25 protein-coding genes are annotated in these 26563 nt (G+C 63.3%); 13 read left to right on the top strand and 12 right to left on the bottom strand.

Annotation, left to right across the window (positions count from 1 at the left end):
* Positions 1-107 precede the first annotated feature (107 nt).
* From FHS49_RS13625 to FHS49_RS13615, 3 genes are all read right to left on the bottom strand, one after another.
* Positions 108-1397 (bottom strand): amidohydrolase family protein, encoded by a 1290-nt coding sequence (locus FHS49_RS13625; RefSeq protein WP_184019431.1) that lies wholly within the window; start codon positions 1395-1397, stop codon positions 108-110.
* The gene (locus tag FHS49_RS13620; RefSeq protein ID WP_184019429.1) at positions 1390-2226 is read right to left on the bottom strand and encodes a helix-turn-helix domain-containing protein; all 837 of its coding nucleotides are present in this window, start codon (positions 2224-2226) and stop codon (positions 1390-1392) included. The genes FHS49_RS13625 and FHS49_RS13620 overlap by 8 nt, the downstream gene beginning before the upstream one ends.
* Positions 2227-2320: 94 nt before the next feature.
* Entirely contained in the window at positions 2321-3826 is a 1506-nt protein-coding gene (locus tag FHS49_RS13615; protein WP_184019427.1) for a class I adenylate-forming enzyme family protein, read from the bottom strand.
* 126 nt (positions 3827-3952) lie between these two features.
* On the opposite strand from FHS49_RS13615, the gene FHS49_RS13610 reads away from it, so the two are divergent.
* Positions 3953-4900: an enoyl-CoA hydratase-related protein gene (locus tag FHS49_RS13610; protein ID WP_343052984.1), complete on the top strand. Its 948-nt coding sequence runs from the start codon at positions 3953-3955 to the stop codon at positions 4898-4900.
* On the opposite strand, the gene FHS49_RS13605 is transcribed toward FHS49_RS13610, so the two are convergent.
* From FHS49_RS13605 to FHS49_RS13585, 5 genes are read right to left on the bottom strand one after another with little or no spacing between them, the layout of a single operon-like run.
* Entirely contained in the window at positions 4862-6256 is a 1395-nt protein-coding gene (locus FHS49_RS13605; RefSeq protein WP_184019425.1) for an amidohydrolase family protein, read from the bottom strand. The two genes, FHS49_RS13610 and FHS49_RS13605, sit on opposite strands and share 39 nt — an antisense overlap.
* Complete coding sequence (locus tag FHS49_RS13600) at positions 6250-7413, bottom strand: CoA transferase (RefSeq protein ID WP_343052982.1); 1164 nt, start codon at positions 7411-7413, stop codon at positions 6250-6252. The genes FHS49_RS13605 and FHS49_RS13600 overlap by 7 nt, the downstream gene beginning before the upstream one ends.
* 1 nt (position 7414) lies before the next feature.
* Entirely contained in the window at positions 7415-8911 is a 1497-nt protein-coding gene (locus FHS49_RS13595) for a class I adenylate-forming enzyme family protein (RefSeq protein WP_184019421.1), read from the bottom strand.
* A gap of 10 nt (positions 8912-8921) precedes the next feature.
* Complete coding sequence (locus FHS49_RS13590; RefSeq protein WP_184019419.1) at positions 8922-9212, bottom strand: hypothetical protein; 291 nt, start codon at positions 9210-9212, stop codon at positions 8922-8924.
* A gap of 19 nt (positions 9213-9231) precedes the next feature.
* Complete coding sequence (locus FHS49_RS13585; RefSeq protein ID WP_184019417.1) at positions 9232-10458, bottom strand: CaiB/BaiF CoA transferase family protein; 1227 nt, start codon at positions 10456-10458, stop codon at positions 9232-9234.
* Positions 10459-10689: 231 nt separating this feature from the next.
* Here FHS49_RS13585 and FHS49_RS13580 point away from each other — a divergent pair, with 231 nt between their 5' ends.
* On the top strand, positions 10690-11481 hold the full coding sequence (locus tag FHS49_RS13580; RefSeq protein WP_184019414.1) for an SDR family NAD(P)-dependent oxidoreductase: 792 nt from the start codon (positions 10690-10692) through the stop codon (positions 11479-11481).
* A gap of 191 nt (positions 11482-11672) precedes the next feature.
* Positions 11673-11966: a hypothetical protein gene (locus FHS49_RS13575; protein WP_184019412.1), complete on the top strand. Its 294-nt coding sequence runs from the start codon at positions 11673-11675 to the stop codon at positions 11964-11966.
* A gap of 126 nt (positions 11967-12092) precedes the next feature.
* Here the strand turns inward: FHS49_RS13575 and FHS49_RS13570 are convergent, their stop codons facing one another.
* Positions 12093-12557: a MarR family winged helix-turn-helix transcriptional regulator gene (locus FHS49_RS13570; RefSeq protein ID WP_184019410.1), complete on the bottom strand. Its 465-nt coding sequence runs from the start codon at positions 12555-12557 to the stop codon at positions 12093-12095.
* A gap of 68 nt (positions 12558-12625) precedes the next feature.
* Entirely contained in the window at positions 12626-13882 is a 1257-nt protein-coding gene (locus FHS49_RS13565) for an acetyl-CoA C-acetyltransferase (RefSeq protein ID WP_184019408.1), read from the bottom strand.
* 184 nt (positions 13883-14066) lie between these two features.
* On the opposite strand from FHS49_RS13565, the gene FHS49_RS13560 reads away from it, so the two are divergent.
* From FHS49_RS13560 to FHS49_RS13550, 3 genes are all read left to right on the top strand, one after another.
* Complete coding sequence (locus tag FHS49_RS13560) at positions 14067-15737, top strand: MFS transporter (protein ID WP_184019406.1); 1671 nt, start codon at positions 14067-14069, stop codon at positions 15735-15737.
* Between the two features lie 157 nt (positions 15738-15894).
* Positions 15895-18084: a TonB-dependent receptor gene (locus tag FHS49_RS13555; protein ID WP_246350708.1), complete on the top strand. Its 2190-nt coding sequence runs from the start codon at positions 15895-15897 to the stop codon at positions 18082-18084.
* Positions 18084-19121, top strand: coding sequence for an NAD(P)H-dependent amine dehydrogenase family protein (locus tag FHS49_RS13550; RefSeq protein ID WP_184019404.1), 1038 nt, complete (start codon positions 18084-18086; stop codon positions 19119-19121). Before FHS49_RS13555 ends, FHS49_RS13550 begins: the two co-directional genes overlap by 1 nt.
* A gap of 15 nt (positions 19122-19136) precedes the next feature.
* Here FHS49_RS13550 and FHS49_RS13545 read toward each other — a convergent pair whose 3' ends face one another.
* Entirely contained in the window at positions 19137-20060 is a 924-nt protein-coding gene (locus tag FHS49_RS13545; protein WP_221240503.1) for an SDR family NAD(P)-dependent oxidoreductase, read from the bottom strand.
* 155 nt (positions 20061-20215) lie between these two features.
* Here FHS49_RS13545 and FHS49_RS13540 point away from each other — a divergent pair, with 155 nt between their 5' ends.
* From FHS49_RS13540 to FHS49_RS19900, 7 genes are all read left to right on the top strand, one after another.
* Positions 20216-20971, top strand: a complete 756-nt coding sequence (locus FHS49_RS13540; RefSeq protein ID WP_184019402.1) for an SDR family oxidoreductase — start codon at positions 20216-20218, stop codon at positions 20969-20971.
* A 58-nt stretch (positions 20972-21029) separates the two neighbouring features.
* Complete coding sequence (locus FHS49_RS13535) at positions 21030-22367, top strand: spinster family MFS transporter (RefSeq protein ID WP_184019400.1); 1338 nt, start codon at positions 21030-21032, stop codon at positions 22365-22367.
* 18 nt (positions 22368-22385) lie between these two features.
* Positions 22386-22688: a DUF1330 domain-containing protein gene (locus tag FHS49_RS13530; protein ID WP_184019398.1), complete on the top strand. Its 303-nt coding sequence runs from the start codon at positions 22386-22388 to the stop codon at positions 22686-22688.
* A 15-nt stretch (positions 22689-22703) separates the two neighbouring features.
* Positions 22704-23492, top strand: coding sequence for an acid phosphatase (locus FHS49_RS13525; RefSeq protein ID WP_184019396.1), 789 nt, complete (start codon positions 22704-22706; stop codon positions 23490-23492).
* A 29-nt stretch (positions 23493-23521) separates the two neighbouring features.
* A complete protein-coding gene (locus FHS49_RS13520; protein WP_184019394.1) occupies positions 23522-24175 on the top strand; it encodes a carboxymuconolactone decarboxylase family protein in 654 nt (217 codons plus the stop codon).
* Positions 24176-24306: 131 nt separating this feature from the next.
* Positions 24307-24537 carry a biotin/lipoyl-containing protein gene (locus FHS49_RS13515; RefSeq protein ID WP_184019392.1) on the top strand — a complete coding sequence of 77 codons (231 nt, stop codon included), beginning with the start codon at positions 24307-24309 and terminating at the stop codon, positions 24535-24537.
* Positions 24538-24549: 12 nt separating this feature from the next.
* Positions 24550-25653 carry a Gfo/Idh/MocA family protein gene (locus FHS49_RS19900; protein WP_184019390.1) on the top strand — a complete coding sequence of 368 codons (1104 nt, stop codon included), beginning with the start codon at positions 24550-24552 and terminating at the stop codon, positions 25651-25653.
* A 9-nt stretch (positions 25654-25662) separates the two neighbouring features.
* On the opposite strand, the gene FHS49_RS13505 is transcribed toward FHS49_RS19900, so the two are convergent.
* Positions 25663-26463: an enoyl-CoA hydratase/isomerase family protein gene (locus FHS49_RS13505; RefSeq protein WP_184019388.1), complete on the bottom strand. Its 801-nt coding sequence runs from the start codon at positions 26461-26463 to the stop codon at positions 25663-25665.
* Positions 26464-26563: the final 100 nt, after the last annotated feature.

Raw genomic sequence — 26563 nt, 5'->3', positions numbered from 1 at the left:
CCCGTCATTGCGAGCCTGGCGAAGCAATCCAGAGCGGTTTATGCCACCCTGGATTGTCGCGTCGCTGCGCTCCTCGCAATGACGGAGCCATGTAATATTATCGTGCTCTAGAAGGGCAGATTATACAGTTTGGTCGCATTATCCTGAAGAACCTTCTTCTTCGTCGCGAAGTCATAATCACCCAGCGTCGTCTGGATATGCTTCTGCACGCCGGGATAGAGCGACGTGGGATGCGGGAAATCGGTTTCGAACATCACTTTGTCGACGCCAATGGTTTCCAGAAGGAGCTTCGGCCCCACCGTTTCAAACCAATAGGTCACCCAGAAATGGTCGCGGAAATATTCCCACGGCCGTTTGTGGAGCAGATTGGCCTTGCTCGGCAGCATCTCGTTAAACTGATGCTCCAGCGCCTCGACGGCGAAGGGCACCCAGCCCATGCCGCTTTCGATGAGGCCGATCTTGAGCTTGGGATGCTGGTCCAGCCGGCCCGAAACCATCCAATTGCCCAGCGTCGCCGCATTGCCGATCGAGAACATGGTCGCCACCACGGAGAGCGTTTGTTCGAAGCCGAAGCCGTCCCAGGTGAGCGTGTTGGGATCGATCGCCGCATTGAGATGGAAGTTGAGCGGCATACCGGTCGCTTCGCACATCTCGAGGAACGGGGTCCAATAATCCTGCAGGAAGCTCGGCACGCCGACGCGCTCGGGCGTATCGGGCAGCACAAAGCCCTTCAGGCCCATGTCGAAGCAGCGGCGGGCTTCCGTTTCCAGAGCCTTCTGATCCCAGAAGGGCAGATGCGCCATGTTGAAGATGCGGTTGCCCGACACTTCCTGATATTCGGCCGACGCATCGTTGAAGATCTGGATGATCATCAGCGCCAGATCAGGATCGCCAAGGGACATCAGCGATCCAGCCTGGGTGACACCCGAATTCTGGAAACCGATCTGGGCATAGACACCCATATCGTCCATCGCCTGGATGCGTTCCTTGATCTTGTGTCCGCCGGGATGCGCTTCTTCCAGCTTGGGAAAGGCGAGGCGACCCAGCAATTTGTTATTGTCGGCGCGAATGACGTTGCCGCCCATCGATCCGAAATTGCGATCACCAACATACCAGCGCTCGACGCCATCGGCGTCCAGCTTCACATAGGGCATCTTGTCTTTGAGCGCGGCTGGCGCGCGCGAGGTGAACAGATCGGGCGCCTCGGTGATGTGCGTATCGGTATCGACGATCTTGATGCCCGCCAGCGACGGATCCATGCCGCCGGATTGCGACGCATAATCGACCTCGCGGATCACGCCGCCCGGCGTATATCCTTCCGCAGACCAGTATTTGCGCGCATTCGCGGCCATTTCCGGTTCTTCGGTGGCGATTTCAGGTTCTTTGGTTTCAGCCATGCATTTTCTCCAGCCGGGGCCGCCAGGCTGCGTCAAAGAGCGGCTGTACGGTGTCGGGCGCTGATGTGTGTCCCTCGATGCAGCGACCAACGGCTTCGTTGAGCGTGTGCATCAGGATTGCGGTGTCGATATGTTCGGAAGGTTCGTAGACGAACCCGATCGCCAGAGGTTGGTTTTCGGGCAGATCCGGAAGGAGGACCGCGGTCACGTCCGCGATCGATCCAAAGCCCACAGCACCGCTCACATTCCCGCCGTCCCGGCATTGCTGCACGCGGGCGGCCATATCGGTAAAGGAGAATTTGCGCTCGGTGGCCGCTTCGGCGTTCAGGCGACGGATCATGCCGTCGCGCCTTGGCTGGGCCACGGTGGAAAGCAGCAACATGCCAGCCGCGGAGTCCGAGAGATGCTCCTGCTGGCCGCCGCAGAAGCCGCTGAGGCCCGAGGTGCGGAAGGTGCGTTTGCCGCTGCGCCAGTTGAACACCTGGATTTTGAGGCCGACCATGCCGAACACCGCGACGCCAAGGCCCGTCTGGGCGGAAAGGCGATCGATCAGATCGGTCAGGCGGCCATCGCGCACGAGGCCCGGCTGCACGGCGCAGCCCAGCATGGCGGCGCGCGGCGTGGGCGAATAAGAGCGCGAGCAAGGATCCTTGTGCAACAGGCCGAGGTCCACGAGGCTCGAGAGAAGTTCGGATGTGCTCGACTGCGGCCGATCAAAGCGGCGAACGATGTCCATGACCGTCGCCTGGGGATGCTCTTCATCGAAGAATTCGAGCACCTCGATGACCCGCTTGGCAATCTTTGCCTTGTTGGACTCCACTAGAGCCATATCCCTCTCCTTCTGTTTATCAACACAGTTGTTCACTAAGGACAAGGGGCTGTCAATTAAAAATGAGACGGTCTCTGTTTTGTAACTTTTGATGTCAAAGCGGGCCGGGTTTCGCGTCGGGATCAGGCTCGAAAAGACGCTGCAGTGCGGGACGATCCAGCTTGAGCGAGGGTGTGCGGGGTAATTCTTCGCAAAATAGCCATTTTATCGGAATGTGCGTTGCGAGAACATGGTGCCTCAAATGAGCCTCCAACGCGTCTGCAGCAGGAACATCGCAGCCGGGCTTTACCCTGATCGCAGCGGCCGGCACCTGTCCCAGCCGGCGATCCGCAATGCCGATCACTGCCGCCTCGGACACCGAGGGATGTAACATCAGCGCGCGTTCGATCGATTCGGGCAGCACCTTGAATCCGCCGCGCATGATCGCGCCGTCTGCCCGCCCGCGATGGAACAGAAAGTCATCCTCGTCGATCATCGCCATGTCCGACGTGCGGATCCATTCGGGGCCGATCCGCGGTGAAACGACCTCCAGCAGCCCCTCCACCCCGCGCGGCAGTTCAGCGCCCGTCTGCGGATCGACGATGCGCAGACGCGCACCCGGCATGGCGCGCCCCACGGTGCCGCATTTGCGATTGCCCCATGCGGCGTGAAGATCGGCGGTCATCGCGGCGACCGGGCCGGCAAATTCGGTCGCGCCATAGGATATCAGGATCGGGATGCCATAGCGATCCTCGAACGCCTTTTGCACCGTGGGATCGAGCGGCGCCGCGCCGACGCCGATGGCCTTGATCGAGGCCAGATCCTCCTTGGGGATATCCGCATCCAACACTAGCTGCACGCAAGAGGGCGGCAGGCCTGAATGGGCAGGCCTGAAACGCACGACGTGATCGCGCCACGCCCCGATCGTGAAGCGTTCGAGCAGCACGATGGGTTGTCCGCGGATGACCATCGGCAAGGTGGAATACAGACCCGAAATATTGCCGAGCGGAAAGAAGAGCAAGAAGGGGGGCGATTGCGCGGGAGCATCGCCCTGTTGCCTTGTCAGGGCGCTGTTGATGAAATGCTGCTCCAGCAGTCTGTAAGCCACGGGAAAGGACTTGGGCGGTCCGGTCGTGCCGCTGGTCAGGATCTCGATCTGTGGCTCTGCGGGGCCAGTGCGGGCGAGTGCAGCGCCGGTGGCGCGTTCGAAGCCAGTAAGCGGGGCTGCCGTCATGTCATCCAGCGCGACCGCCGCCATGCCCTGCCGTTCCATCGCCGCGCGCACTTCGGGGGAAAAATCCTCCCGATAGGCGATCACCGCGGCGGACTGAAGGTGCTCGATATTCCGCGCGATGCCGGTGGCCGATTGAAAGGCATAGATCATCCGGATCGTGCGCCCCTGCGCGATCAGCCCCAGCAACGCGGCGATCGCACCAGGTCTGTTTCGCGGCACGAAGGCCACCGGGGCATCGGCCGCGATGCCGCTGGCTTCAAGCGCTGCCTGCACGCTTTCCGCCACACGCCGGATCGCACCCCAATCATGCCAGTGATGCGCGAATTCGATCGCGGGAATTTCCGGATTCCGCTCCAGCGCTTGGGCCGCCAATGCCTGCAGGCTCATCGCCATTCTCCCTTCACGAACCTCTGCCGGAGGGTAGCCCGGAACGCCAGAAAGCCCGCAACGCCGCAGCGATGTTTGCGCTTCCAGACGTTTGACGGCGGTGCCGACGCCTCTAGTCTGCGCCGCGTGACGATAGCGCCTTTCATGATTGATCCCCGCGATCTTCTGCTCCCCTGGTCCGGGGATGCCATGCCGATCGGCGTGATCGATCTGGATGCTGCGCGCGATGAGGGCGCGACGCTTGCGCTGCCGCCCTTCCCGCTGATCGGTATCGGCGATCCCCTTCATCCGATCGCTTGGCAGATGGATGCACTCATCGAAGCGCCCGTCACGCTGGAGGCGATACTGGAAGCGGTCCGGGATCAGCCCGCGGCCGCGGCGGTGCTGGTGCAATTGCTGCGCCTGATTGAGGGAATGGAGTTGCAGGCTGCGCTGGTGGCGGAATCCATGGCCTATGGGCTGCTGCAAGGGAGCGATGGCCATGCCCAATGGCTGGCTGCGCAGACGGTTGCTTCCACGGCACCACCGGGGCGGGTGGTGATGGAGCGGAGGGAAAAGGTGCTCGATATCCGTCTCGACCGGGCGGCGGCGCATAATGCGATAGACCGCATCATGCGCGATGGGCTGCGCGAAGCGTTCGAACTGGCCGCGCTGGATCCGGAGATCGAGCGGATCACGCTGCGCGGCGCGGGGAAGACATTTTCATTGGGGGCCGATCTCTCCGAATTCGGCACCACGCGCGATCCTGCCACCGCCCATGCGATAAGGATGCAGACGCTGCCCGCACATGTGATGGCGCGCTGCTGCCACAAGCTCGAAGTGCATGTGCAGGGGGGCTGCGTGGGATCCGGTCTGGAAATGGCGGCTTTCGGGCGGCGGATCACGGCGAGCCCCACGGCCTGGTTCCATCTGCCCGAGCTTGCCATGGGGGTGATCCCCGGGGCGGGGGGCTGCGTCTCGCTGTCCCGCCGGATCGGCCGGCAGCGCGCGGCGCTGATGATGCTGTCGGGCAAGCGGATTAATGCCCGGATCGCACTAGATTGGGGATTGATCGACGCGATCGTGGACGATTGAGCCGGCGATGAAAGTCAGGCGGACATCCTCTGCCCGCAAGCGTGTCCGCGCCGCTGCCCACGTTCGGTCAAGCAGACAGAGGTGGGCTGGTGCGCCCGGCGCGATGCGGCGCTCCACCGTCAAATCCAGCGGATCGCCGAGATAGAGTGCCAGCGCGGCTTCCGGGGTCAGCGCTTCATCCAGGCCGACCACCACGCCTGCGCCGGTGCGTCGCGTGATCGCCGCGCGCATGGCGGCCCAGGGATCATGCGTGCCATAAGGCGCGTCGCTGCCCGCGGCCACGGTCAGCCCCGCGCGCCGCAACGCGCCCAGCCGATAGAGCAAGGCGTGATCGCGTGGCTCCACATCGCGCAGATAATGATCGCCGCGCTCGGCGATGAAATGCGGCTGGGTGACCACTTGAACCGCCATCCGCGCCATCTCCTCCACCAGCGTATCAGGCGCGACGCCGGCATGTTCGATCCGGTCGCCCGGTCGCGGCCCGGCGGCTTCGAGCGCGGCGAGCGCGAAGACCAGTTCGGTTTCTGTGGTGCAATGAATGGCGGTGGCACGGTCCTGCGCATGTGCCGCGCTCAGGAAGCCCGCGGTTTCGTCAAAATCGGGCAGCGCGTTTTCATGAAGATGCAGCTTGGCAGGACCGAGGCGCAGGGTGTTGCTGAATCCCGCGTCCGCCAGCGCCAGCGTGCCTGCCAAAACCGTAAGCTGAGGCAGGTGGCCGGATGCCTGCTCCCGGGCGAAATGCGCAGCCATGATCGCGTCATTGGCGGGCGACATATCCGTGATGCCGGTGACGCCCATCGCCGCCAGTTCTGCGCCAATGGCGGCAAAGGCGGGGGGACTGCTTCCCAAAGCCTCGCGCAGCCAGCGGTCTTCATCGAACAGCCGGCCCGTCCATCGGCCGCCTTCGCGCTCCAGCCCGGCTGGCGGTGCGGCGCTTTCGAGCAACCGATCCAGCGCCAGGCTGTTGAGAAACCACATCCGCCCCGAACGATGCTGGATGCGAATGGGGCGATGCGGTGCCAGGCGATCGAGCAAGGCGACGTCCGGCATCCCCGCGACGCTCTCATGATAGCCGATCCCGCGCAGCCATGCCGCGCCCGGCTGCGCCAGCGCCCGGGCCAGTCCCGCCTCATCCGTGACATCCGGCGGACCGCACGGAACTGAGGCCTTGGCGACGGCCAGCGCGGCCATATGGATATGATGATCATGCAGGCCGGGCAGCAGCAGCCCGCCATGGGCGTCGCGGACATCCTCGCCATCCAGCGGTGACAAATGCCCGATCTCGGCGATTGAGCCAGACGCGATCCGTATATCGGCGATACCCTGCCGCCAGATTTCGGCGTTGCGGATCAGCATGACGCCAGCCACGCGGCAGTGTCAGCGCCGAGCGCGGCGACCGATCCTGCGATCCGCCCGGGGACGGCGGGAAACGGCTGGCCGACCGATGCCGCCCAATGGATCAGCATCGCCTGAAGAGTTTCTTCACCCTCGTTCGACAGCGCTTCGGCGACGATCCCGCTCATCGAGAGAATCAGCCGCGCGCCCACGCCGCGTGTACGCTGTGTGAGCGCGGCGCGCGCGGCGTAAATGCCGGTCAGCGGATCGGCGCAGGCGTCCCCGCCAAAACCGGTCGCGCCGGTGGCTGTGTGCAATGCGGCGCTCAAGCCACCCCCCACGCTGCAATCATCGCCAAACCCGATCCATTGGGCGGCGTCACCCGCAGCGCCATGGCCCGTGATCGTGACCCACACCAATCCCGGCGTTTCCGTCACCAACCGATCGGCATCGATGCCGAGTTGCAGCAGAGCGCGGGGGCGGGCCGCCTCTATCACAATGTCCGCGCGCCGGATGAGCGCGATCAGCGCGTCCCGATCAGCGGATTGGCGCAGATCCAGCGCGACATTCGCCTTGTCCTGATTCAACCGCGCAAATAGCGCCGGATCGCCCTGGCGCATCCGATCGGGGCGGTTGACGCTTTCGACCTTGATCACCTGCGCGCCGCTCATGTCGAGCAGATGCGCCGCCAGCGGCCCGGCCCAGAGGGCGGAAAGGTCGATCACCAGCGGTAGACCGGTTGCGGGCGCGGCCGGGAGTCCCTGGGCCGTGATTGTGGCGGCGGGGCTGACGGGATGTTCGTCCAGCGCTGCCATGGCAAGACCAAGCACCCGTCCGCGCGCGACGATATCGGCGGCGCTTTCGCGGCGTAATCGTTGAGCGATATCGCCATTGTCATCAGGATCGACCGAGGCGTCTCCGAACAGCGCGGGCAGCAGCGTGCGGTCGTCAGGCCGGGCCAGCGTGAGCGCGACCGGCGCGTCCCGCGTATCGAAGAGGCGGCAGCCGCCGCCACAGGAATGGCGTCCAGGGATGACGAAACCATTAAGCGCGGCGCGTTCGCCCAGCAGCATCGTGCCCGACACCGCTGTGAGCCTGGAGGATGTGGTGAATGCTGCCATCGCCGCCAATTGCGCATCCGCCCAGCCGGACAGGGGAATGGCGAATGGCGGGGTCACCTTACGCGGCAAACAGCTTCTTGATCTCACGCCGGAGGAGTTTGCCCATCTCATTATACGGCAGCGTATCGGCAAACAGCAATTTCTCCGGCACGCGCGACGAGCGCAGGCGCGCGCGGACAAGCGCGTTCAGTTCATCGTCGCCAGGCCGTTCATGGCCTTCGCGGATGACGACGATCAGCCCGACCGCCTCGCCCCATTCCAGCGAGGGAATGGCCACCGCGGCGGCGTCGGCGATGGCGGGATGCGCAAGCACCACATCCTCGATTTCGCCGGGCGAGATATTCTCGCCGCCGCGCACGATCACATCGTCAGCCCGGCCGGACAGGAACAGATAACCCTCCTCGTCGATCCAGCCGGCATCGCGCGTGGGAAACCAGCCTTCGGCATTCAACGCGCTGCGTTCGCGATATTCGCCGGAAACCTGCTCACCGCGCACATAGATTTCGCCCTGCTCGCCGGCGGGCAAGACATGACCATCCTCGTCCCGGATCTCGATTTCCACAGTGGGCAATGGACGGCCGACCGAAGCGAGCCGGGCGCTGACCGCGGGATCGTTCGAGGCATGAGCGGCGCGGTGCTCATCCGGCCCGAGCAGCGCGATCGTCGAGCTGGTTTCTGTCAGGCCATAGGCATTGGTGAACCCCGTTTCCGGAAACAGATCCAGCGCATGATGGATCAGTTCCAGCGGCATCTTGCCACCGCCATAGGCAAAGGAGCGCAATGAGGAGAGATCGGGCGCATGACCCTTGTCCATCGTGTCGATGATGCGGGAAAGCATGGTCGGCACCACAAAGGCGTTGCTCGCCTTTTCCGCCGCCGCGAGATCGAGCCAGGCCTTGGGATCGAAGGCAGGCAGCAGCAGGATGCGGCGCAACGCATAAATGGAGCTGAGCAGCGCGGCAATGCCCGCGATATGATAGGGCGGCACGCTCACCAGCGCGGCGTCTTCTTCCGGCGCCGACGCGAATTCCACCGTGCCGAGAATGTAGGATACCAGATTGGCGTGCCGCAGGATCGCCGCCTTGGGCGCAGCCGTCGTGCCGCTGGTGAAAAGCTGGATCGCGATGCCCTCGCCGTCTTCGCCCTCGGCGGGCGCATCCGCGCTGCGCGCGAGCGCCGCCGTCACGAAATCGGCGCGGCTGTAAAGCGTGTTGGCCTCTGATGGATAAAGGCGCGCCACCCGGTCCACGTCGCCCACGATCAGCGCCGGTGTGATCCGATCCAGCAGCGCGGCCAGATCGGCGTCGGCCAGACGATAATTGAGGGGCACATAGGGCACGCCCGCCAGCGCCGCGCCGAACAGCGCCATCGCCGCCGCTTCGCTGCTTTCATCAAGCAGAGCGACATGCGTGCACCCGCTCTCCCGGATCAGGGCGGCGGCACCGCGCGCCCCCCCCAGCAATTCGGCATAGGTCCATCGCCGGCCGTCGCACACCACCCCGATGCGATCGGGCGCGGCCTCGGCGGCCATTTCAAGAAACAAGGCGATGTTCATCGGTTGCGGATCAATCCGAAGCCGGAAGCGGCTTGGCATCCTTGGTGGAAAGCGCAGCCCCGCTCACGGAGAGCGAACCCTTGCCGGGCTTCACGCACAGCAGCTCGAATGCGCCCGCGGCATCGACATAACGCTTGCCCATCAGCGTGCCATTGGCATGATCCGCGCTTGGCGTGCCTAGCGTCTCAGGCTTTGCATCCCCCATTGGCGCGCCACCGCATTCGATCGCGCCCTCGCCGCAGCGGATGATCATCACCTCGGTATCGCATACCGCGCTTTTCAGTTTCGTTCCCGGTTTCATGCTGTGTTCCTTCCGGCCCTCAGGCGATCGCGCCCTTGGCCTTTAGCGCTTCGATCCGGTCCCACTCAAGCCCAAGCTCCATCAGCACCAGTTCGGTATGTTCGGATGCCTGGGGCGAGCGCGTGGTTTCCAGTGGCTGTCCGTCATATTGGACCGGGCCGCGCACCAGCCGAAGCGGCTTGCCGCCATCAGCGCCTTCCACTTCGATGATCATGTCATTGGCCAGCGCCTGCTCATCGGTCAGCAGATCCCGGAAGCTCTGAATGGGTGCCCATTGCCCCTTCATCGTCTTCAGATGATCGCGCCAGTAAGCGAAGGGCTTTGATGCGAAGGCCTTGACCAGAATGTCGCTCGCAGCGCCTGCATTTTCGATCAACAGCAGCACGTCGGCGAAGCGCGGATCGTCCGCGGCTTGGGGCACGCCGACATGCTCGAAGGTATCGCGGATCAGGCCGGTGGGGCTGACCATGCACAGATTGATCGTGCCGCCGTCGGCGGTCTGGAAATTGCCCATGAAGGGGTTGCGCAATGACCCGCCCGAACTGGGCATCCCGTTTCGCGTGAGGATGTCGGTCTCCATGACCTGGGACACCAACGTGCCCGACGCCCACCAGGCGGCGCTGAGCAGCGATACGTCCATCTCAACGCCTTCACCGGTCTTTTCGCGGTGCAGCAGTGCGCCGGCGATCCCGCCAGCGATGAACATGCCGCCGATCGAATCGCCAAAGGCCGGGATGCCCTGGGTCAGCGGGCCGGACAATTCCGCCGGTGTCATGGCATGGGCGATGCCGCTTCTGGACCAGAAACAGGTGCCGTCAAAGCCACCCACTTCGCGTTCCGGCCCCTTATTACCCAGCGCGCTGCCGCGGGCGTAAACGATATTGGGATTGACCGCGCGGATATGCTCGACATCGAATTTGTTCTTCTGGCGCACCTGCGGCAGATAGTTGGTCAGGAACACGTCGGCGGTCTTGGCCAGCTCATAGAGCACTTCCTGGCCCTCTGGCGTCGAAATATCGATGCCGACGCTGCGTTTGCCGCGGTTTGGATGTTCGAATAGCGTGTGGCGCAAAGGATCAAGCGTCACGCCGCCCATGTTGAGGAAGCCGCGCTGCGTATCGCCGCGCACGGGATGCTCCACCTTGATGACGTCCGCGCCCCAATCAGCCAATATGCCGCCGGCGGCGGGCACAAAGGTAAATTGCGCCACTTCCAATACGCGCACCCCTTTCATGACCTGGGTCATAATTTTCGAAATCCCCTCGCATGTCGCACGGCGCGACCCTATGCCTTAAAGCCTAAAAGCTGGGGCCAACGCCGCAAGCCCCAAGTTGGTTTGGGCGTCTGGCTATCGCTAGCACGATACCGGCGAATGCCTAACGCCGTGGCGATATCCATCCCCGGCGGGTGGGCGGGCGCTTGAGAAGCGCGGCATCTGTGCTGATAGCCGCATCCTATAAGGTTCGGGAGAAACATTGTGAAAATCGACTCATCGCTCTCCGCCGTGGTCACGGGTGGGGCTTCGGGATTGGGATTGGCGACCGTGAGGGCGCTCTGCGACGCCGGCGTCAAAGTCGCGATCTTCGATGTGAATGAGGAAAGCGGCCAGACAATCGCCGATGAAATCGGCGCGTTGTTCTGCAAGGTCGATATCATGTCCGAAGACAGTGCGTTGGCCGGTTTCGAAAAGGCGCGCGCCGCTCATGGGCAGGAGCGCATCCTGGTGCATTGCGCCGTGGTCGCCAAGGGCGGCAAGACGGTGGGCAAGGATAAGGAAACCGGCGGCTTCAAGCGCTTTTCCACAGAAGACTACGCATTTTCCGCCGAAGGCGTGCTGGTCGCGAGCTATCGCATGGCCTCGATCGCGGCGCTGGGAATGGCCGGACTGGGGCCGCTCGAGGATGGCGAGCGCGGTACGATCGTGCTCACGTCCAGTGCTGCAGCGCAGGATGGGCAGGTGGGGCAGGTGGCCTATGGCTCGCTGAAGGCCGGTGTCAACGGACTGGTGCTGCCGATGGCCCGTGACCTCATGGACTTGGGCATTCGAGTCAATTCGATCATGCCGGGGATCTTCGCGACTCCCCCGATGCTGCGCTTCAAGGATATGAACCCTGCGATGTGGGAAGGGCTGAACAATTCGGTCCCCTTTCCCAAGCGGCTCGGAAAGCCCGATGAATTTGCCAGCCTGGCCATGGAATTGGTGCGCAATACCTATCTGAACGCCCAGACGATCCGGGTCGATGGCGCTATCCGGATGCCACCGCGCTGAACGCATTCCGCAATTCCTGAAGGATGAAGTACGCTGCGCGCAGGGCCGCGCGCGCGGGTAGATGGCTGCGCGCGGCTATGTTCGCACATGCAAAAAAATATACTAAGCTAGCTTGACATTTTGAACAACTAAGCTAGGTTAGTGTTAGCACGCTTATTCGTGACATCATTCATTGTTCAAGAGGCACCCCAATGCACATCCTCGCCAAGATCGCTCTTCCCTTGTCGCTCGCGCTCGTCGCGATCGCACCGCACGCTGCTGTGGCTCAGGCAGCCCCTGCCGCCAGCGCGACCGAATTCAAGGGCAAGATGCTTTACGGCCCGGCTGGTGAACGGCTGGCGGCTGTTTATCGCGTGGGTCAGGATGGCTCCGCCCAGATCATCATCAATGGCAAGATGGTCAGCGTGCCTGCGTCCAGCCTGGCTGCTGCCGATGGCAAGCTGAGCACCAGCCTGACCAAGCGCGAGCTGCTGACCGCCCGGTGACATCGTGACAGGGCTTGGCGGCATTCGCCCAAGCCCTGGCGCATTGAATTGAAAAGGGCCGCCCGCATCGGGTGGCCCTTTTTCATATGTTGAACAAATCCCGGTGCTGGAAGCGACGGCCTCCGCTCAGGATTTGCTGATATTCTCCGAAATCGTGTCGAGCAGCGCGTTAAGGCGTTCCAGATCGTCCATCCCGACGCCCGCAAAGGCGATATCCTCATTGGAGCGCGCAATTGCCCCCAATTGCACGGTGATCCCCTGACCCGCTTCGGTGAGGAACACCGTATGCGCCCGGCGATCATCATCCTTGGGCCGGCGTTCGGCCAGGCCATCTGCACAGAGCCGGTCGATCAGCCTTCCGGCGGAGACTTCGGTGACCTCCAGAAAGTCGGCGATCGAGCGTTGGGTGATCCCGGGATGACGCGCCACGACCGCGATCGCGGTCCATTGGGAACGGGTGACGCCGAGCCGTACCACCGACTGGTCGAAATGCGCGCGCAACTGCCGGGCGATGATCGACAGCTTGAGAGACGCATTGCGCCGCAAATCGGTCGGCTCATCCGCCGTGATTTCGTGCGCTATCTTCCCCATGGCCGTGGCACCATAACGTCGCCGCGGCGAAACTAAAGCCGCATCATCCCCGTTCGCCGGACACTTGCTCACACGCGCTCGATGATGATCGCGGGGGCCATGCCGCCTGCTGCGCACATGGTGATCAGGCCATAGCGGCCGCCCGACCGCTCCAGCTCGTCAAGCGCAGTGCCGATCAGCACCGCCCCGGTCGCGCCGATCGGATGGCCGAGCGCGATCGCGCCGCCATTGATGTTGATCTTCGCCCGGTCGATCCCGAGATCGCGGATGAATTTCTCGACGACCACCGCGAAGGCCTCATTGACTTCCCACACGTCGATATCGGCCACGGTCAGCCCGGCCTTGGCGAGCACCTTCTTCGCCGCCGGAACGGGCGCATTGAGCATCAGCGTGGGATCATCCCCGACATTGGCCATCGCCACGACGCGCGCGCGGGGCTTGATCCCGGTTCGCTTCACATAGGCATCGGACGCCAGCAGGATCGCCGCAGCGCCATCCACCACGCCGGAGGAGGTTCCGGCATGATGCAGCGGTTCGATCTCGACATCGGGATAGCGCTGCTTGACCAATTCACCGAAGGTGGGGCCGTCCTCGCGCGACGGCATGTCGCGGAACAGGCCGAAGGCGGGTTTGAGCCCCGCCAATTGTTCGGCTGTGGTGCCGGGGCGCGGATATTCCTCCTTGTCGAGGATCACGCTGCCATCATCGGCAACCACCGGCACGGTCGATCCGTCGAAGCGGCCCTCGCTCATCGCTACGGCGGCCCGGCGCTGGCTCTCCACTCCGAATGCGTCCAGCTCTTCGCGGGTGATCCCTTCAATCGCGGCAATCGCATCTGCGGCCACGCCCTGATTGGTCTGGGGATGCTTGTCCTGCAGCCGCATATTACCGGTGCCGATCCCGCCCGCAGACTTGATGCCCGCTTCGCGCAGGCTCTGGCCATAATGGGTGACGTAGGACATCATCTCGGTGCCGCCGGCGATCACCAGATCCTCCATGCCAGACATGATCTGGCCCGCCGCCAGATTGGTCGCCGTGATCCCGCTGCCGCAGAAGCGATCCAGCGTGACGCCGGATACTTTCACGTCATAGCCGGCATCAAGCGCCGCCATGCGGCCCATATCGCCGCCCTGCAGGCCCGCTTGCGCACTGGTGCCCCAGATCACATCGTCCACATCGGCGGTATCAAACGCGTTGCGGTCCCTGAGCGCCTTGAGCACTGTTGCAGCAACATGCTGCGGGTGCATCGTGGACAGTGCGCCCTTGCCCATCTTTCCGATGCTGCGGGGGGTGCGGACGGCGTCAATGATATAGGCAACGGCCAAGGCTCATCTCCTGATCGGGCTCGCATGGAGCATTTTCAACAGCTATCGCATGGACATGGGGAGCGCGCCACTCCCCGGTAAATCGCGCGGGCGATTGATCGACGATGGAAGACAGGGCAGGGCGTTCCCGTGCTAGCAGGTCGGCCTTGCGCCAAGGGCATGGCGATGGAAGGAGAGCGAAAATATGGGGGCACCTGGCGTCGACGACGGACCGGGGCAGGGCGGCGCTTTCGAGCCGCTGCGCGAACCCGTGTTCAGGCGCATCTGGTCCGCCAGCGTCCTTTCCAATTTCGGCCAGCTTATCCTGGGCGTGGGGGCCGCCTGGGAGATGATGCGGCTCACGCCCTCGCCCAGCATGGTCGCCTTGGTTCAGACGGCGCTGATGCTGCCGCTGATGCTGGTCGCGTTGCCGGCGGGGGCGATCGCGGACATGTTCGATCGACGGCGGATCGCGTTGGCGGGCCTCGGTTTTTCGATGGTCTGCGCGGCGACGCTCACGGCTCTGGCCGCCTGGGGCTATACCTCGCCCTGGATGCTGCTCGCTTTCTGCTCGCTCATCGGCGGTGGGGTGGCGCTCTATTCGCCCGCGTGGCAGGCCTCGATAAGCGAACAGGTGGAACCCCGGCATTTGCCCGCCGCGGTCGCGCTGGGCACGATCAGCTATAATGTCGCGCGCAGCTTCGGTCCGGCGCTGGGTGGTCTCATCGTGCTGGCGGCCGGCGCTCAGGCGGCGTTTGCAATCAACGCCGTTTGTTATGTTCCGCTCTTCCTGGCGTTTTTCCTGTGGAAGCGGAGGCATGTTCCCTCCCGCCTGCCACCGGAGCAGATGCACCGTGCCATCGTTTCGGGCGCGCGCTACGCCTTTCATTCAGGCCCGATCCGCACCGTGCTGCTGCGGTCATTCCTGTTCGGGCTGACGGGGGCGTCAGCCACCGCACTGGCACCGCTTGTGGCGAAGAATTTGCTCGGTGGAGACGCCAGCACCTATGGCCTGATGCTAGGTGCCGGCGGTGTGGGGGCAGTTGTCGGCGCGCTGATGGTCAGCCCTGCGCGCACGCGGTTCGGCACGCAGAACACGACCAGCGCGATGGCGGTGGTCGGCGGGTTGGCGCTGGTGGCCGCGGGCTTGAGCCGCTCGGTGCCGCTCACCTGCTTCGCCCTGTTCGTCGCGGGCGGCGCGAACATCCTCACGATCGCGCTGTTCAACGTGTCCGTCCAGCTCGCGGTGCCGCGCTGGGTCACGGCGCGCGCGCTGTCCCTCTTCTCATCGGCGTTGACGGGCGGCATCGCGTTGGGCGCTGTGCTGTGGGGCAGCGTGGCCGGGATCTGGTCGGTCGATGTGGCGATGGTTGTATCGGGTGTCGCGCTGGGGGCCATGCCGTTGCTGGGTTTCATTCTGCCGCTGCCGGAGGCGAGCGAGGCGGATGTCGCGCCCTTCGAACTGGCGAATGAGCCGGAGGTCGCGCTGGCGCTCACCCAGCGTTCGGGGCCGGTGGTCATCGAGATCGACTATGAAGTCGATCCGGCGCAGGCGCGCGATTTCTATGATGCGATGCTCAAGGTTCAGCGCACGCGATTGCGCAATGGCGGCTTTGATTGGTCGCTCTCGCGCGACATCGCCGATCCCGCTTTATGGACGGAGCGCTATCAATGCCCGACCTGGGGGGATTATCTGCACATGCGCGTGCGCTTCACCCTGGCGGACAAGGCGGTTCAGCAACATGCCCGGTCGTTCAACCGCGACGCGAGCGAATTGCGCGTGCGACGGCGGCTCGAACGCCCGTTCGGCTCGGTGCGCTGGCGCGCGGATTCGCCGGATCCCAAACAGGGCTCCATTGGCTATATGGGGCCATGACGTGATGCCGAACGCAGTGTCAAAGCGCGGGGCAAAACGCGGGGGCGATGTCAGATGCGTTTGAGAAGATTGCAAATGTAAGCGCCATCCCGGCGGTATATGAAGTCTCCTTCCATAAGAGCGGCCAAGAATGGCCGTCACAATAGGGGAGGCTTGAATGGCCGGACTAATGCGCTTGAGCGCGACATCATCCATGATCGGGCTGGCGGCCCTTCTGGTTCTCACGCCGCAGACCGCTGTCGCGCAGGCAGCCGATGAAACGCAGGCCAGCGAAGGTGGCGAGATATTCGTGACCGCGCAGCGCCGTTCGGAACGCTCGCGCGACGTGCCGATCAGCATCACGACGCTTTCCCAGGATCAGCTCACCACGTCGGGCGCCAATCAGCTTTCCGATATCGCCAACGTGACCCCCGCGCTTCGCTTCGACAGCGCGGCCACCTTCGTGCAGCCGACCATCCGCGGCGTGGGCACCGCGGTCGCCAGCTCGGGCAGCGGCGCGAATGTGGGCATCTATGTCGATGGCTTTTACTCGCCCAACTCGCTGGCAGCCGATTTCCAGTTGATGAGCCTGCAAAGCGTGCAGGTTTTGAAAGGGCCGCAAGGCACGCTATTTGGCCGCAATACCACGGGCGGCGCGATCCTGCTGACCACGGCGGAACCGAGCGCGGACGCGCATGGTGAGTTCAAGACGAGCTATGGCCGCTTCGATACGCTGGCCGTGCAGGGCTATTCCACCTTTGGCGTAATCGACAATGTGGCCATGGATGTCGAAGCGATGTTCCGCCGCGGGGATGGCTTTGTCCGTAATATCACCACCGGCAGCGATAATGACGGCAATTACCGCAATTGGTCTTTCAGGAGCGGCCTGAAAATGGATTTTTCGGATTCGGTGTCTTTGCTGCTCCGCTATACCCATAGCGACAGCAACGATCCCACGCTGATGAACACCAATATCTATGAGGGGGCCGATATCGGGGGCGCGGGCACCAACGTGCCCGCCGGCTTCTATGCGACCGATCCTGACGAGGTGGCATCATCCGGCCCATCGGAATTCCGTTTCAACGGCGATGTGCTGCAAGCCACGCTGAAGGCCGATCTCGGCTTCGCCAATCTGACGTCCTACACGCAATATCGCGATGAAAAATCACTGATCGTGGAAGATCTGGATCACACGGCCGTGAACATCTTCCTGCTGCACATCCCCGTGCGGGCGAAGACCTTTTCGCAGGAAATGCTGTTGACGTCTAAGCCCGGAGGTCCGCTGCAATGGACGGCTGGCCTCTTCTATTTCCACAACCAGGATACTTGGCGCACCGCGCTCGGCACGCCGACCGCGACGGACAGGCTGGCGAGCCTTGCGCTGGGCGGCTCAGGCACGGACAGCAAATCCTATGCGGCCTTCGCCGACGCCACCTATGAAATCACGCCAAGGCTGTTTGTCACCGCGGGCGCACGATACAGCCATGATGTGGTGGACGATCCCTATTTCATCGTCCCCTTCTCAGGCGTTCGGACTTATGTGCCCAAGCTGAAAGGCGACAAAGTGACGCCGCGCGTGGTCTTGCGCTACAAGCCGAGCGAGGAATCCAGCGTCTACGCATCCTTCTCCAAGGGCTATAAATCGGGCATCCTCGATGTCGGCGGGGCGACCGGAAATATCGTGAAGCCGGAGGATATCAACGCCTACGAAATCGGCTATAAATTTGATGACCGGCGGCTGTCGTTCGATCTTTCGGCTTATTATTATGATTACAAGAATCTGCAGGTGTCTCTGTTCCGGGGCAATCCGCCCTCGGCCCAGATCATTAACGCCGCCTCTTCGGAAATTTATGGTGCCGAAGGCCAGCTCGCTTACCGGTTGAGCGATCATCTCTCCTTCAATCTTGGTGCTGCCTATACGCACGGCCGCTACAAGACGTTCGTCGATGCGCCGATCTACACGCGCTGCACACTACCGGCTTGTGCGGCACAGGGCATTTCGTTCGTGATCACCCCCGCGCTGCTGCAGAATGTGAACATGCAGCGGACACCCGAGTTCACCGGCAATGCGGGTATGCGCTATGCTACGGAAGTGGGCGGGGGTGAACTCGCGCTCTCCGGCAATCTTTATTACACGTCGAGTTTCTTTTTCGGACCCTCCGGCACCCAGTTCAAGGAAAAGGGCTATGAGGTGCTGGCCCTGCGCGCGCAGTGGACCGATCCGTCGGAGCGTTACACGCTCGCGGTTTACGGCGATAACGTCACCAACAATCGTTATCGGACGCAGGTTCAGTACAATAATTTCGGCATCGGCAATATCTACAGCGCGCCGGCGAGCTGGGGCGTGCAGGCGGGAGTGAAGTTCTGATGGGCAACGCGCGTCTAAAGGTGATCCAATGGGCCACGGGCAATATCGGCAGGCGCGCGCTGCGCGCGGTGATCGAGCATCCGGAGCTGGAACTGGTGGGTCTGTGGGTGAGTGCGCCGGACAAGGTGGGCCGCGACGCCGGTGACATCGCTGGCACCGCGCCATGCGGGATCGCGGCGACCAATGATGTCCAGGCGATGATCGCCACCGATGCCGATTGCGTGCTCTACATGCGGCAGGGCACCGATATCGACGAGGTTTGTGCGCTGCTCGCCTCGGGCAAGAATATCGTGACCACCCGTGGCGATTTCCATCATCCGCGCTCGATGGATCCCGTCATGCGCGCGCGGATCGAAGAGGCCTGTGCGATCGGCGACAGCTCCATCTACAGCACCGGGATCAGCCCGGGCTTCGTGACCGAAGCGCTGCCGATCGTTCTGCTGTCCTTGTCGCGCCGGCTCGATTGCCTGACGATCGACGAATTTGGCGATATGACCAGCCGGAATTCGCCGGATCTGCTCTTCAACATCATGGGCTATGGCGTGGCACCGGCGCAATTCGACCAGCGCAAGATCGATTATGTGAAGCATGATTTTGCCGGTTCGCTCGCGCAGCTTGCCGATGCCATCGGGCTTGATATCGATGAATGGGATGCCATCGGAGAAAATTCTGCGGCGCGCCATGATGTGGAGATTGCAGCCGGCACGATCAAGGCAGGCACCGTCGCCGCCCAGCGCATCACCATCACGGGAATGGCCAAGGGCAAGCCGGCGCTGCGTTTCCGCGCGAACTGGTATTGCGCGCGCGATATCGAGCATTCCGAATGGGAATTGCGCGAGTCCGGCTGGCGGATCCGGGTCGAGGGGGATACCCCGCTCGACGTGCATATCACCTTCCCGGTCAAGCCCGAGGACTATGCCGCCTTTACGCCCGGCTTGACCGGCCATCGTGCGGTGAACGCCGTGGCCGCGGTGTGCGCCGCGCCGTCGGGCATTCGCACCACGGTGGACCTGCCGCAGGTGATCGCGCAATTGTGAAGCCAGGCGGGTGGATCAATAACCCGCCACCAGCGTCTCGCTCAATTCCCATAATCGATGCGCGGCGCTATCGTCCTGCGCCGCGGGAGAGGGCATGAGCCATTGCCGCTCATGATAATAGCCGCCGGTCGTCTCGCCGGGTTCATGGGCGCAGGCCAGCCAGATCAATGTATCGGCGGCGGCTTCGGGGGTGACCGAGCGATCCCTGAGCGACTCCATATAGGCCTGCATCGGCGCATCGCAGTGGCTGGCGAAATTGCTGGCGACCACGCCGGGGTGCATCGCGTGGGAAACGATCCCGTCATCGGCCATGCGCCGCGCCAGTTCACGGGCGAACAGGATATTGGCGAGCTTGGCATGGCAATAGGCAGCGCCGCCGGTGAAGCCGTGGGCCAAGGTGAGATCGTCCCATTGCACACCCGCGCATTGCGCGTGCCCTGTCGAGGAGACCGCCACGATGCGGACCGCGCCCGGCCTCGATCGCGCGGCTGCGGCTTTGAGCTGAGGCATGAGCTTGCGGGTCAGCAGGAAGGCGGCGAGATGATTGGAGGCAAAGGTGGCCTCATGCCCTTCCGGCGTGATGATTCGCCGGGAGAAAACCCCGCCTGCATTGTTGAGCAGCACGTCTACGAACGGGCCCATCTGCGCGATCTTATCCGCCGCCCGGGCAGTTTCCGACAAGGACGAGAGATCGGCGCGGATCATGGTGAAATCGGAATCGGGCAGCGCGCGCAGCGTCGCCTCTGCATCGGCGCACCGTCCCGGATCGCGTCCGATGCCGATCACGCGCCATCCTCGTTCGATGAGGGCGCGGGCCGCCGCTTTGCCGATGCCCGCGCTGGCACCCGTTACGATGGCAAGCTTTTTGGTCGTCGCGTCGCTCACGCCATGGCCTCCTTCAACGCGGTTGTCCTTCTTGCGCCAGAGCAGGAACAGCATTTCGGGCCGCTCGATGCAAACCGCCCCGCGCTATCGCCCGGCGCGACGGATCCGCGGAGACGCCTGAGCGATATCTGCCAAATCCTATTCCGAAAGATTTTACAGCGCCGCGCCGCCGCGCGATCACAGGGCCAAATCAAAGGAGAGACGCGATCATGGCGATTGGACTTGCGGGCAAGGTGGCCCTTGTCACCGGGGCATCGTCGGGCATTGGCGAGGCAACGGCGCTCGGCCTCGCTGAAGCAGGCGCGGTCGTCGCCCTGTCCGCGCGGCGCGCCGATCGGTTGCACACGCTGGTCGCGCGAATCGAAAGCGCGGGCGGCAGGGCGCTGGCGCTGCCGGGCGACATCGCGGTGGAGGCCGAAGCGAGCAAAGCCGTGGCCGACACGATCGCGCAACTGGGGCGCATCGACATTCTGGTCAATTCGGCCGGCGTGATCCAGGCGGGCGGGGTGGAGAGTCTGTCGCTGGATGAATGGCGGCGGGTGATCGAGATCAACCTGATGGGCACGCTTTACACATGCAAGGCGGCGATCTGGCCGATGAAGGCGCAAGGGGCGGGCGACATCATCAATATCTCGTCGACGTCGGGACGGCGGGCAGCGGGGATGTTTGGCCCGTATTCGACGAGCAAATTCGGATTGACCGGCCTTACCGAAGGGCTGCGGCAGGAAGTGGGGGGCGCTGGCATCCGCGTGAGCATCGTTGAGCCGGGGGCGACCGCGACCGAAGTTGCGGGCGGCATCACCGACCCTGCCATGCGTGCCGCGATGGCGCAGCATGTGACCAAGGATGGCGCGATGCAGCCTTCGGACATCGCGGATGCGATCGTTTTCATCGCATCGCTGCCCGCGCGTGTGAACGTGTCGCAGATACTGATACGCCCCACCATCGATACGGCCCCGATGTAGTGACGGCGAGGGGGGCGAAGCACGCAACGACGTGCGAAGACAAGTTCAGGAGCAGAGCATGACCGATCCCGAAACGCGTCCGCTCACCCCGCCCGAACAATTGCCCGGGATGCTCTATCGATCCTATTTCCTGTTCATCATGGTGCTGGTCTCGGCATCGGTCATCGGCGAACGCTACATGATGGTGGTGATGGTCGAACCCATCCGCCGCGAGCTTCAACTGAGCGACACCGCAATCGCCATGGTCAAGGATATGGCGATCGCCATCATTTACATCCTGGCCATCATTCCATTGGCGCGGCTGGCCGATCGCTGGTCGAAGCGCAAGGTCGTCGCCATATCTGCGGTGGTATGGAGCGTGGCCGTCATCATGTGCGGCGCTGCCAAGAATTTCTGGATGCTGCTGATCGGCCGCGCAGGGATCGGTCTTGGTGAAGGCGGTTTCACCTCACCGTCCCAGGCGTGGATCGCCGATCTGTTTCCGGTGAGCCAGCGCGCCACCGCGCTGTCGATCTTTCTGCTGGGCGCATCGCTCGGCAATTTTCTGGGGCCGGCGATCGGCGGATGGGCTGCACTTGAATATGGCTGGCGCAACGCGCTGATCTTCGCGAGCATTCCGGGCTTCATTCTGGCACCGATCGTGTGGTTCACCTTGCGCGATACCCGGTCGGGCCTGGCCGATGGCGCGCCCGTCGCGCCTAAAATTCCCGTGTCTTTCATGCAGACGGCGCGCGAGCTAATGGCGATCAAGACGCTGCCCCTGCTGATCCTGGCGGCATCGCTCAATGCGCTGCTGACCATGGGCGTGGTAAGCTGGGCACCCGCCTTTATGGAGCGCACCCATGGGATGCCCGCGAACCAGGCCGGTCTGCAATTGGGCAGCGCGCTGTTCGTCGGTTCGGTGATCGGCCATACGCTGGGTGGACCACTGGCCGATTTCCTGGGGCGCAGGGATTTGCGCTGGTATATCTGGATCCTCACCTTGAGCGGCGCGATCGCCACGGGGGTAGGGTGGCTGATCCTGACCGGGCCGGCGAACCGCGTGTTTCCGCTGTTCGGCCTCAATCTTCTGGTTGGCGGGATTTCCGCGGCGCCGCTGATGGCAGTGGTCGCAGGATTGGTCCCGGCCCGCTCGCGCTCCACCGCGATCGCGGTGCTGATGGTCGCCATACAGGTGATCGGGCTGGGCGGCGGACCCGTGTTCGTCGGCTGGCTGAGCGATATGCTGCGGCCCACCTATGGCGAGGAATCGCTGGGCATGGCGATGCGCTGGGTGTTGCTGGTCGGCATCCCCAGCACGATCCTGTCATGGATGGCGAGCCGCACCTGCAGAGAGGATTTCGCCACGGTCGGCGGATGGGGCGGCGCTGCGATGAAACATGCTGTGGCCCATTGAAACACTGGAGGATAGACGATGCCAGCCTATATGATCTTCACCCGCGAAGGGCCAATTTTCAACCAGGCCGAGATGGAGGCCTATAGCAGCCGCAACCGCAGCGAGGCTGGCCAGTCGGTGGAGAAATACGGGCTGAAACCGCTCGCCATCTATGGTGCACTGGAAACATTGGAGGGTGCGGGGCCGGAAGGCGTCGTCATCCTGGAATTCCCCAGCGCTGACGATGCGCGCGCCTGGTATAACAGCCCAGAATATCAGGCCGCGGCCGAGCATCGCAAGAAAGGTGCGCCGTACCGGGCATTGCTCGTCGAAGGGCTGTAACAGGAGGAGAAGCAGATGAGGTTCGTTTTCGCGCTGTGCTGCCTGTTTTCGGCGGCTTGCCATACGGCTGCCGCCGCAGCGCCCGCGCCGCCGATGGCGGCACCGCGGCTGGGCGAAGGCTATCTGAAGGGCGCCGCCATGACCGACAGCATCGCGCTGTCTCCGCCCCCGCCCGCTGCGGGATCGGCCGCGGAGGCGCGGGATATCGAGGCATCGAAAGCCGGGCTTGCGCTCAGCGGGAGCCCGCGTTGGGCGCTGGCCACGGCGGACGCCGATCTGTTCGGGCCGCAGGCCACCGCAACGCTCTCCTGCGCCGCCGGCGTCGCGATCGGCCCCAAGACGACGCCCCGGCTGGATCGTCTGCTCCGCAAGACGATCGCTGATCTGGGCATGTCCACCTCCGCCATCAAGCGCGCTTATCAACGCCCGCGCCCGTTCATGGTCAACGGCCAGCCGACCTGTACGCCGGATTGGGAGCCGGTGCTGCGCAAGGACGGTTCCTATCCTTCGGGCCATAGCGCGATCGGTTATGGCTGGAGCCTCATCGTCGCAGAACTCCGCCCGGAGCGCGCCGCGAAGATCGTCGCGCGTGGCCGGGCCTTTGGCGACAGCCGCCGCATCTGCAACGCGCATTGGCTGAGCGATGTGGAGGAGGGCCGCATCGCGGCGGCGGCGACCTTCGCGCGCCTCAATGCCGATCCCGTGTTTCAGAAGGATATCAAGGCCGCCCGCGCTGAACTGAAGAAAGCCAAGGCGTCGCCGGAAGGGTGCGACAGCGAAGCGCAGACACTCGGCGCGCCCTGATCCGCCAGACATCGAAGGAGTGAAAGATCATGAGTGACATCAAGCCCCGCATCCCGCCGCTGCCGCGTGCGGAATGGACGGACGATGCGCGCGAGGTCTTCGCCTATTGGGGCGAGCCCAATGCCTGGGAGGAAGGGTCGAAGACCAATGTCCTGATGGTGATGGGCAATCACCCCGGCCTCGGCAAAGTGTACAATATCTGGGGCAAGCATCTGCTGATGGCGAACACGCTGTCCACACGACATCTGGAGATCTTGATCCTGCGCGTCGCCTGGCTGGTGAAATCGGCCTATGAATGGCACAATCACGTCGGCTATGCCCTGAATGCCGGGCTAACGCTGAAGGACATCGCCGCGATCCGGGATTTTCCGGAGGGCGGGGATTGGGACGAGCCGGATGCCGCCGTGATGCGATCGGTCGACGAACTGAAGAATGACGGCACGCTGAGCGACGCGACATGGGAAACGCTCGGCAGGCATTTCAATACCCAGCAGAAGATGGATCTGGTCTTTTCCATCGGGCATTATGTGATGACGAGTTGGGCGTTGTCGTCCTTTGGCGTACAGATCGAGGGCGCTGCGGACCGGATCGGCTTTGATCTGCGCACCGAATCGGGCAAGATACCGGGCAAGACCTACAAGCCCGGCGAAACCGAGGATTGGACGGACAGCCGGGGATATTGAACCTGGCCCTTCGGATCGCGGCAACGATATCGAGATGGGCAGGCGCGGTTTTCGGATGGTTCCGCTTTCAATGCGCGATAGGCACATGAACAAGATCAATGGATCGGCATTTTCGAAAGGGATCAACAGACGTGGCTACAGAAATCCTGCTTCCTAAAATCGGCTTTTCGATGACCGAGGGCGAAATTGCCGAATGGCTGGCCGAAGATGGCAGCGAAGTGACCGAAGGCCAGCCGCTCTATCTGCTCGAAGCCGATAAATCGGCCAATGAAGTCGAAGCGCCGGCCAGCGGCACGCTGCGCATCATCATCGAAGCCGGGGAAACCCATGAAGTCGGGACCGTCCTCGGCACGATCGAATAGGGATCATAGACTGTGACCCTTCGTGTGGGGATCGTCAGCGCTGCATGGGGGGGCTTTGCGCATCTCCCTGCCTGGCGCGCCATCCCGGGGGTCGAGGTGACGGCGATCTGCACCTCGCGCCAGGAAACGGCGGAGGCGGCGCAGCAACGGTTGGGATTGCCGCGCGCCTTCTGGAATGCCGAGCAGATGTGCGCGGATCCGGATATCGATATCGTCGATCTGGGCACGCGGCCCAGCGTGCGCCTGCCCATGATTCTGGCAGCACTGGCGCATGGCAAACATGTCTATAACGCCAGTCCCCATGCGCCGGACTGGGCCGGGGCCAAGGCGATCGACTCCGCCTGGCGTGCAAGTGGTGCTGCCGGCGTGGTCGATGCCTTTTCGCAGTGGATCCCCGCGCATCGCCAGATGAAGGCGATGGTGGATGAGGGCTATCTCGGGGCACCGCTCGGGGGCACCTGCCATTTCAACATCTCGCTGTTCAACCAGCCGATCAAGCAATTCCCTTATAATTGGTTCGCGCAAGCCGGGCTGGGCGTGTCCGCAGTGCGCAACAATGGCAGCCATGCGCTGTATATGCTGCTGCACATGTTCGGGCCGGTCGCCGAACTGGTGGCCGATGACAGCCAGATCCTCAAGCAATGGAATTTTGCGGATGGGGACAGCATCACGCCGGAGACGAATGATTTCGCCAATGTGATCCTGCGCTTTGTCAGCGGGATGACGATGCAGATGCAGATAAGCTGGAGCATGGCGCTGCATGACGGCTGGCTGCTCGACGTGTTTGGCGAAAAGGGGCGGCTGATTGCATCCTCGCCCACATTCCCCACCGCGCGCGATTGCCTATTGCGCGGTGGTGCATTGGGCGGTGCGCTTGGCCCGATCGATATTCCGGAGGCGTTTCTGAAATCGCCAGACATTGCGCTCGACTGGCAGAGCGAACCGCAGCCCAGTTTCCCGATGGCGCTTTCGATGCAGGCGATGGTCGAGGCGATCCATGGGCGCGGGCAGGCTTCGCCTGATTTTGCGCAGGCGCTTGAAGTGGAGCGCATTCAGGAAGCGATCCGGATTTCGAGCCTCGAACGGCGCTGGATCAGGATCGCCGATATCGTCTGAAATCCTGCGCTATTTGCCGGTGAAGCGGGGTTTGCGCTTGTCTTTGAGCGCGGCGATGCCCTCGCGATGGTCGGCGCTGCGCACGCTGACGGATTCATAGGCGATGCCCGCCTCCATCACCGCGCCGGCGATCCGCTTGAGCTCCATATTCGTGAGCACCTTGGTCCAGCGGATCGCATTGGGCGCGCCTTCCAACAGACGCTGACAAAAGGCGTCGACTGCGCCGTCCAGTTCGGCTGCGGGCAGGCAATGATTGATCAGGCCGATATCCGCCGCCTTTTGCGCGCTCAGCAGTTCACCCGTCAGCAGATATTCCTTGGCGCGTGTGAGGCCGATGCGCTGCGCCCAGATTACCGCGCCGCCGTCGCCCGCCACCAGCCCGATGCCGACATGCGGATCGCCGATCTTCGCCGTGTCCGCGGCGAAGATGACATCGCAAAGAAGCGCGACGCTCGCGCCCAATCCTATCGCATGGCCATTCATCCGGCACACCACGGGCTTTTCGATATCGAGCAGCGCAAACACGATGCGCTTCGCCTGCCGCGCCTCATGATCGAACAGATGGGGGTTGGCGGCATTATGCTCCATATGCGCGATATCGCCGCCCGCCGAGAAGGCGCGGCCGGCCCCGGTGATCAGGATGACATCGGAGCCATTGTCCCGTCCCGCAAAGGCCAGTGCTTCGGGCAAATCATCGTGCAGATCGAGATTGACCGCATTCATCGCATCGGGCCGGTTGAACGTCAGCACCAGCAGCCGGCTGCGGCGTTCGAGCAGGATCGTGCGGAATTCCGGAAGGTCTTGGCTCATGAACGCGAATCTCCTTCCCGCTCCCTTATCACGCCGGGGCGATATGCGAAGGCCGCCCGGGCGATAAGCCCTTGTGCAGTTCATCGGGCGGGGTTTTAGT

The organism is Sphingobium boeckii (assembly GCF_014199215.1).
GTDB classification, from domain to species: domain Bacteria; phylum Pseudomonadota; class Alphaproteobacteria; order Sphingomonadales; family Sphingomonadaceae; genus Sphingobium_A; species Sphingobium_A boeckii.
Note: the sequence above shows the minus strand (reverse complement) of the source record. Positions and strands in the feature narration are given on the sequence as shown.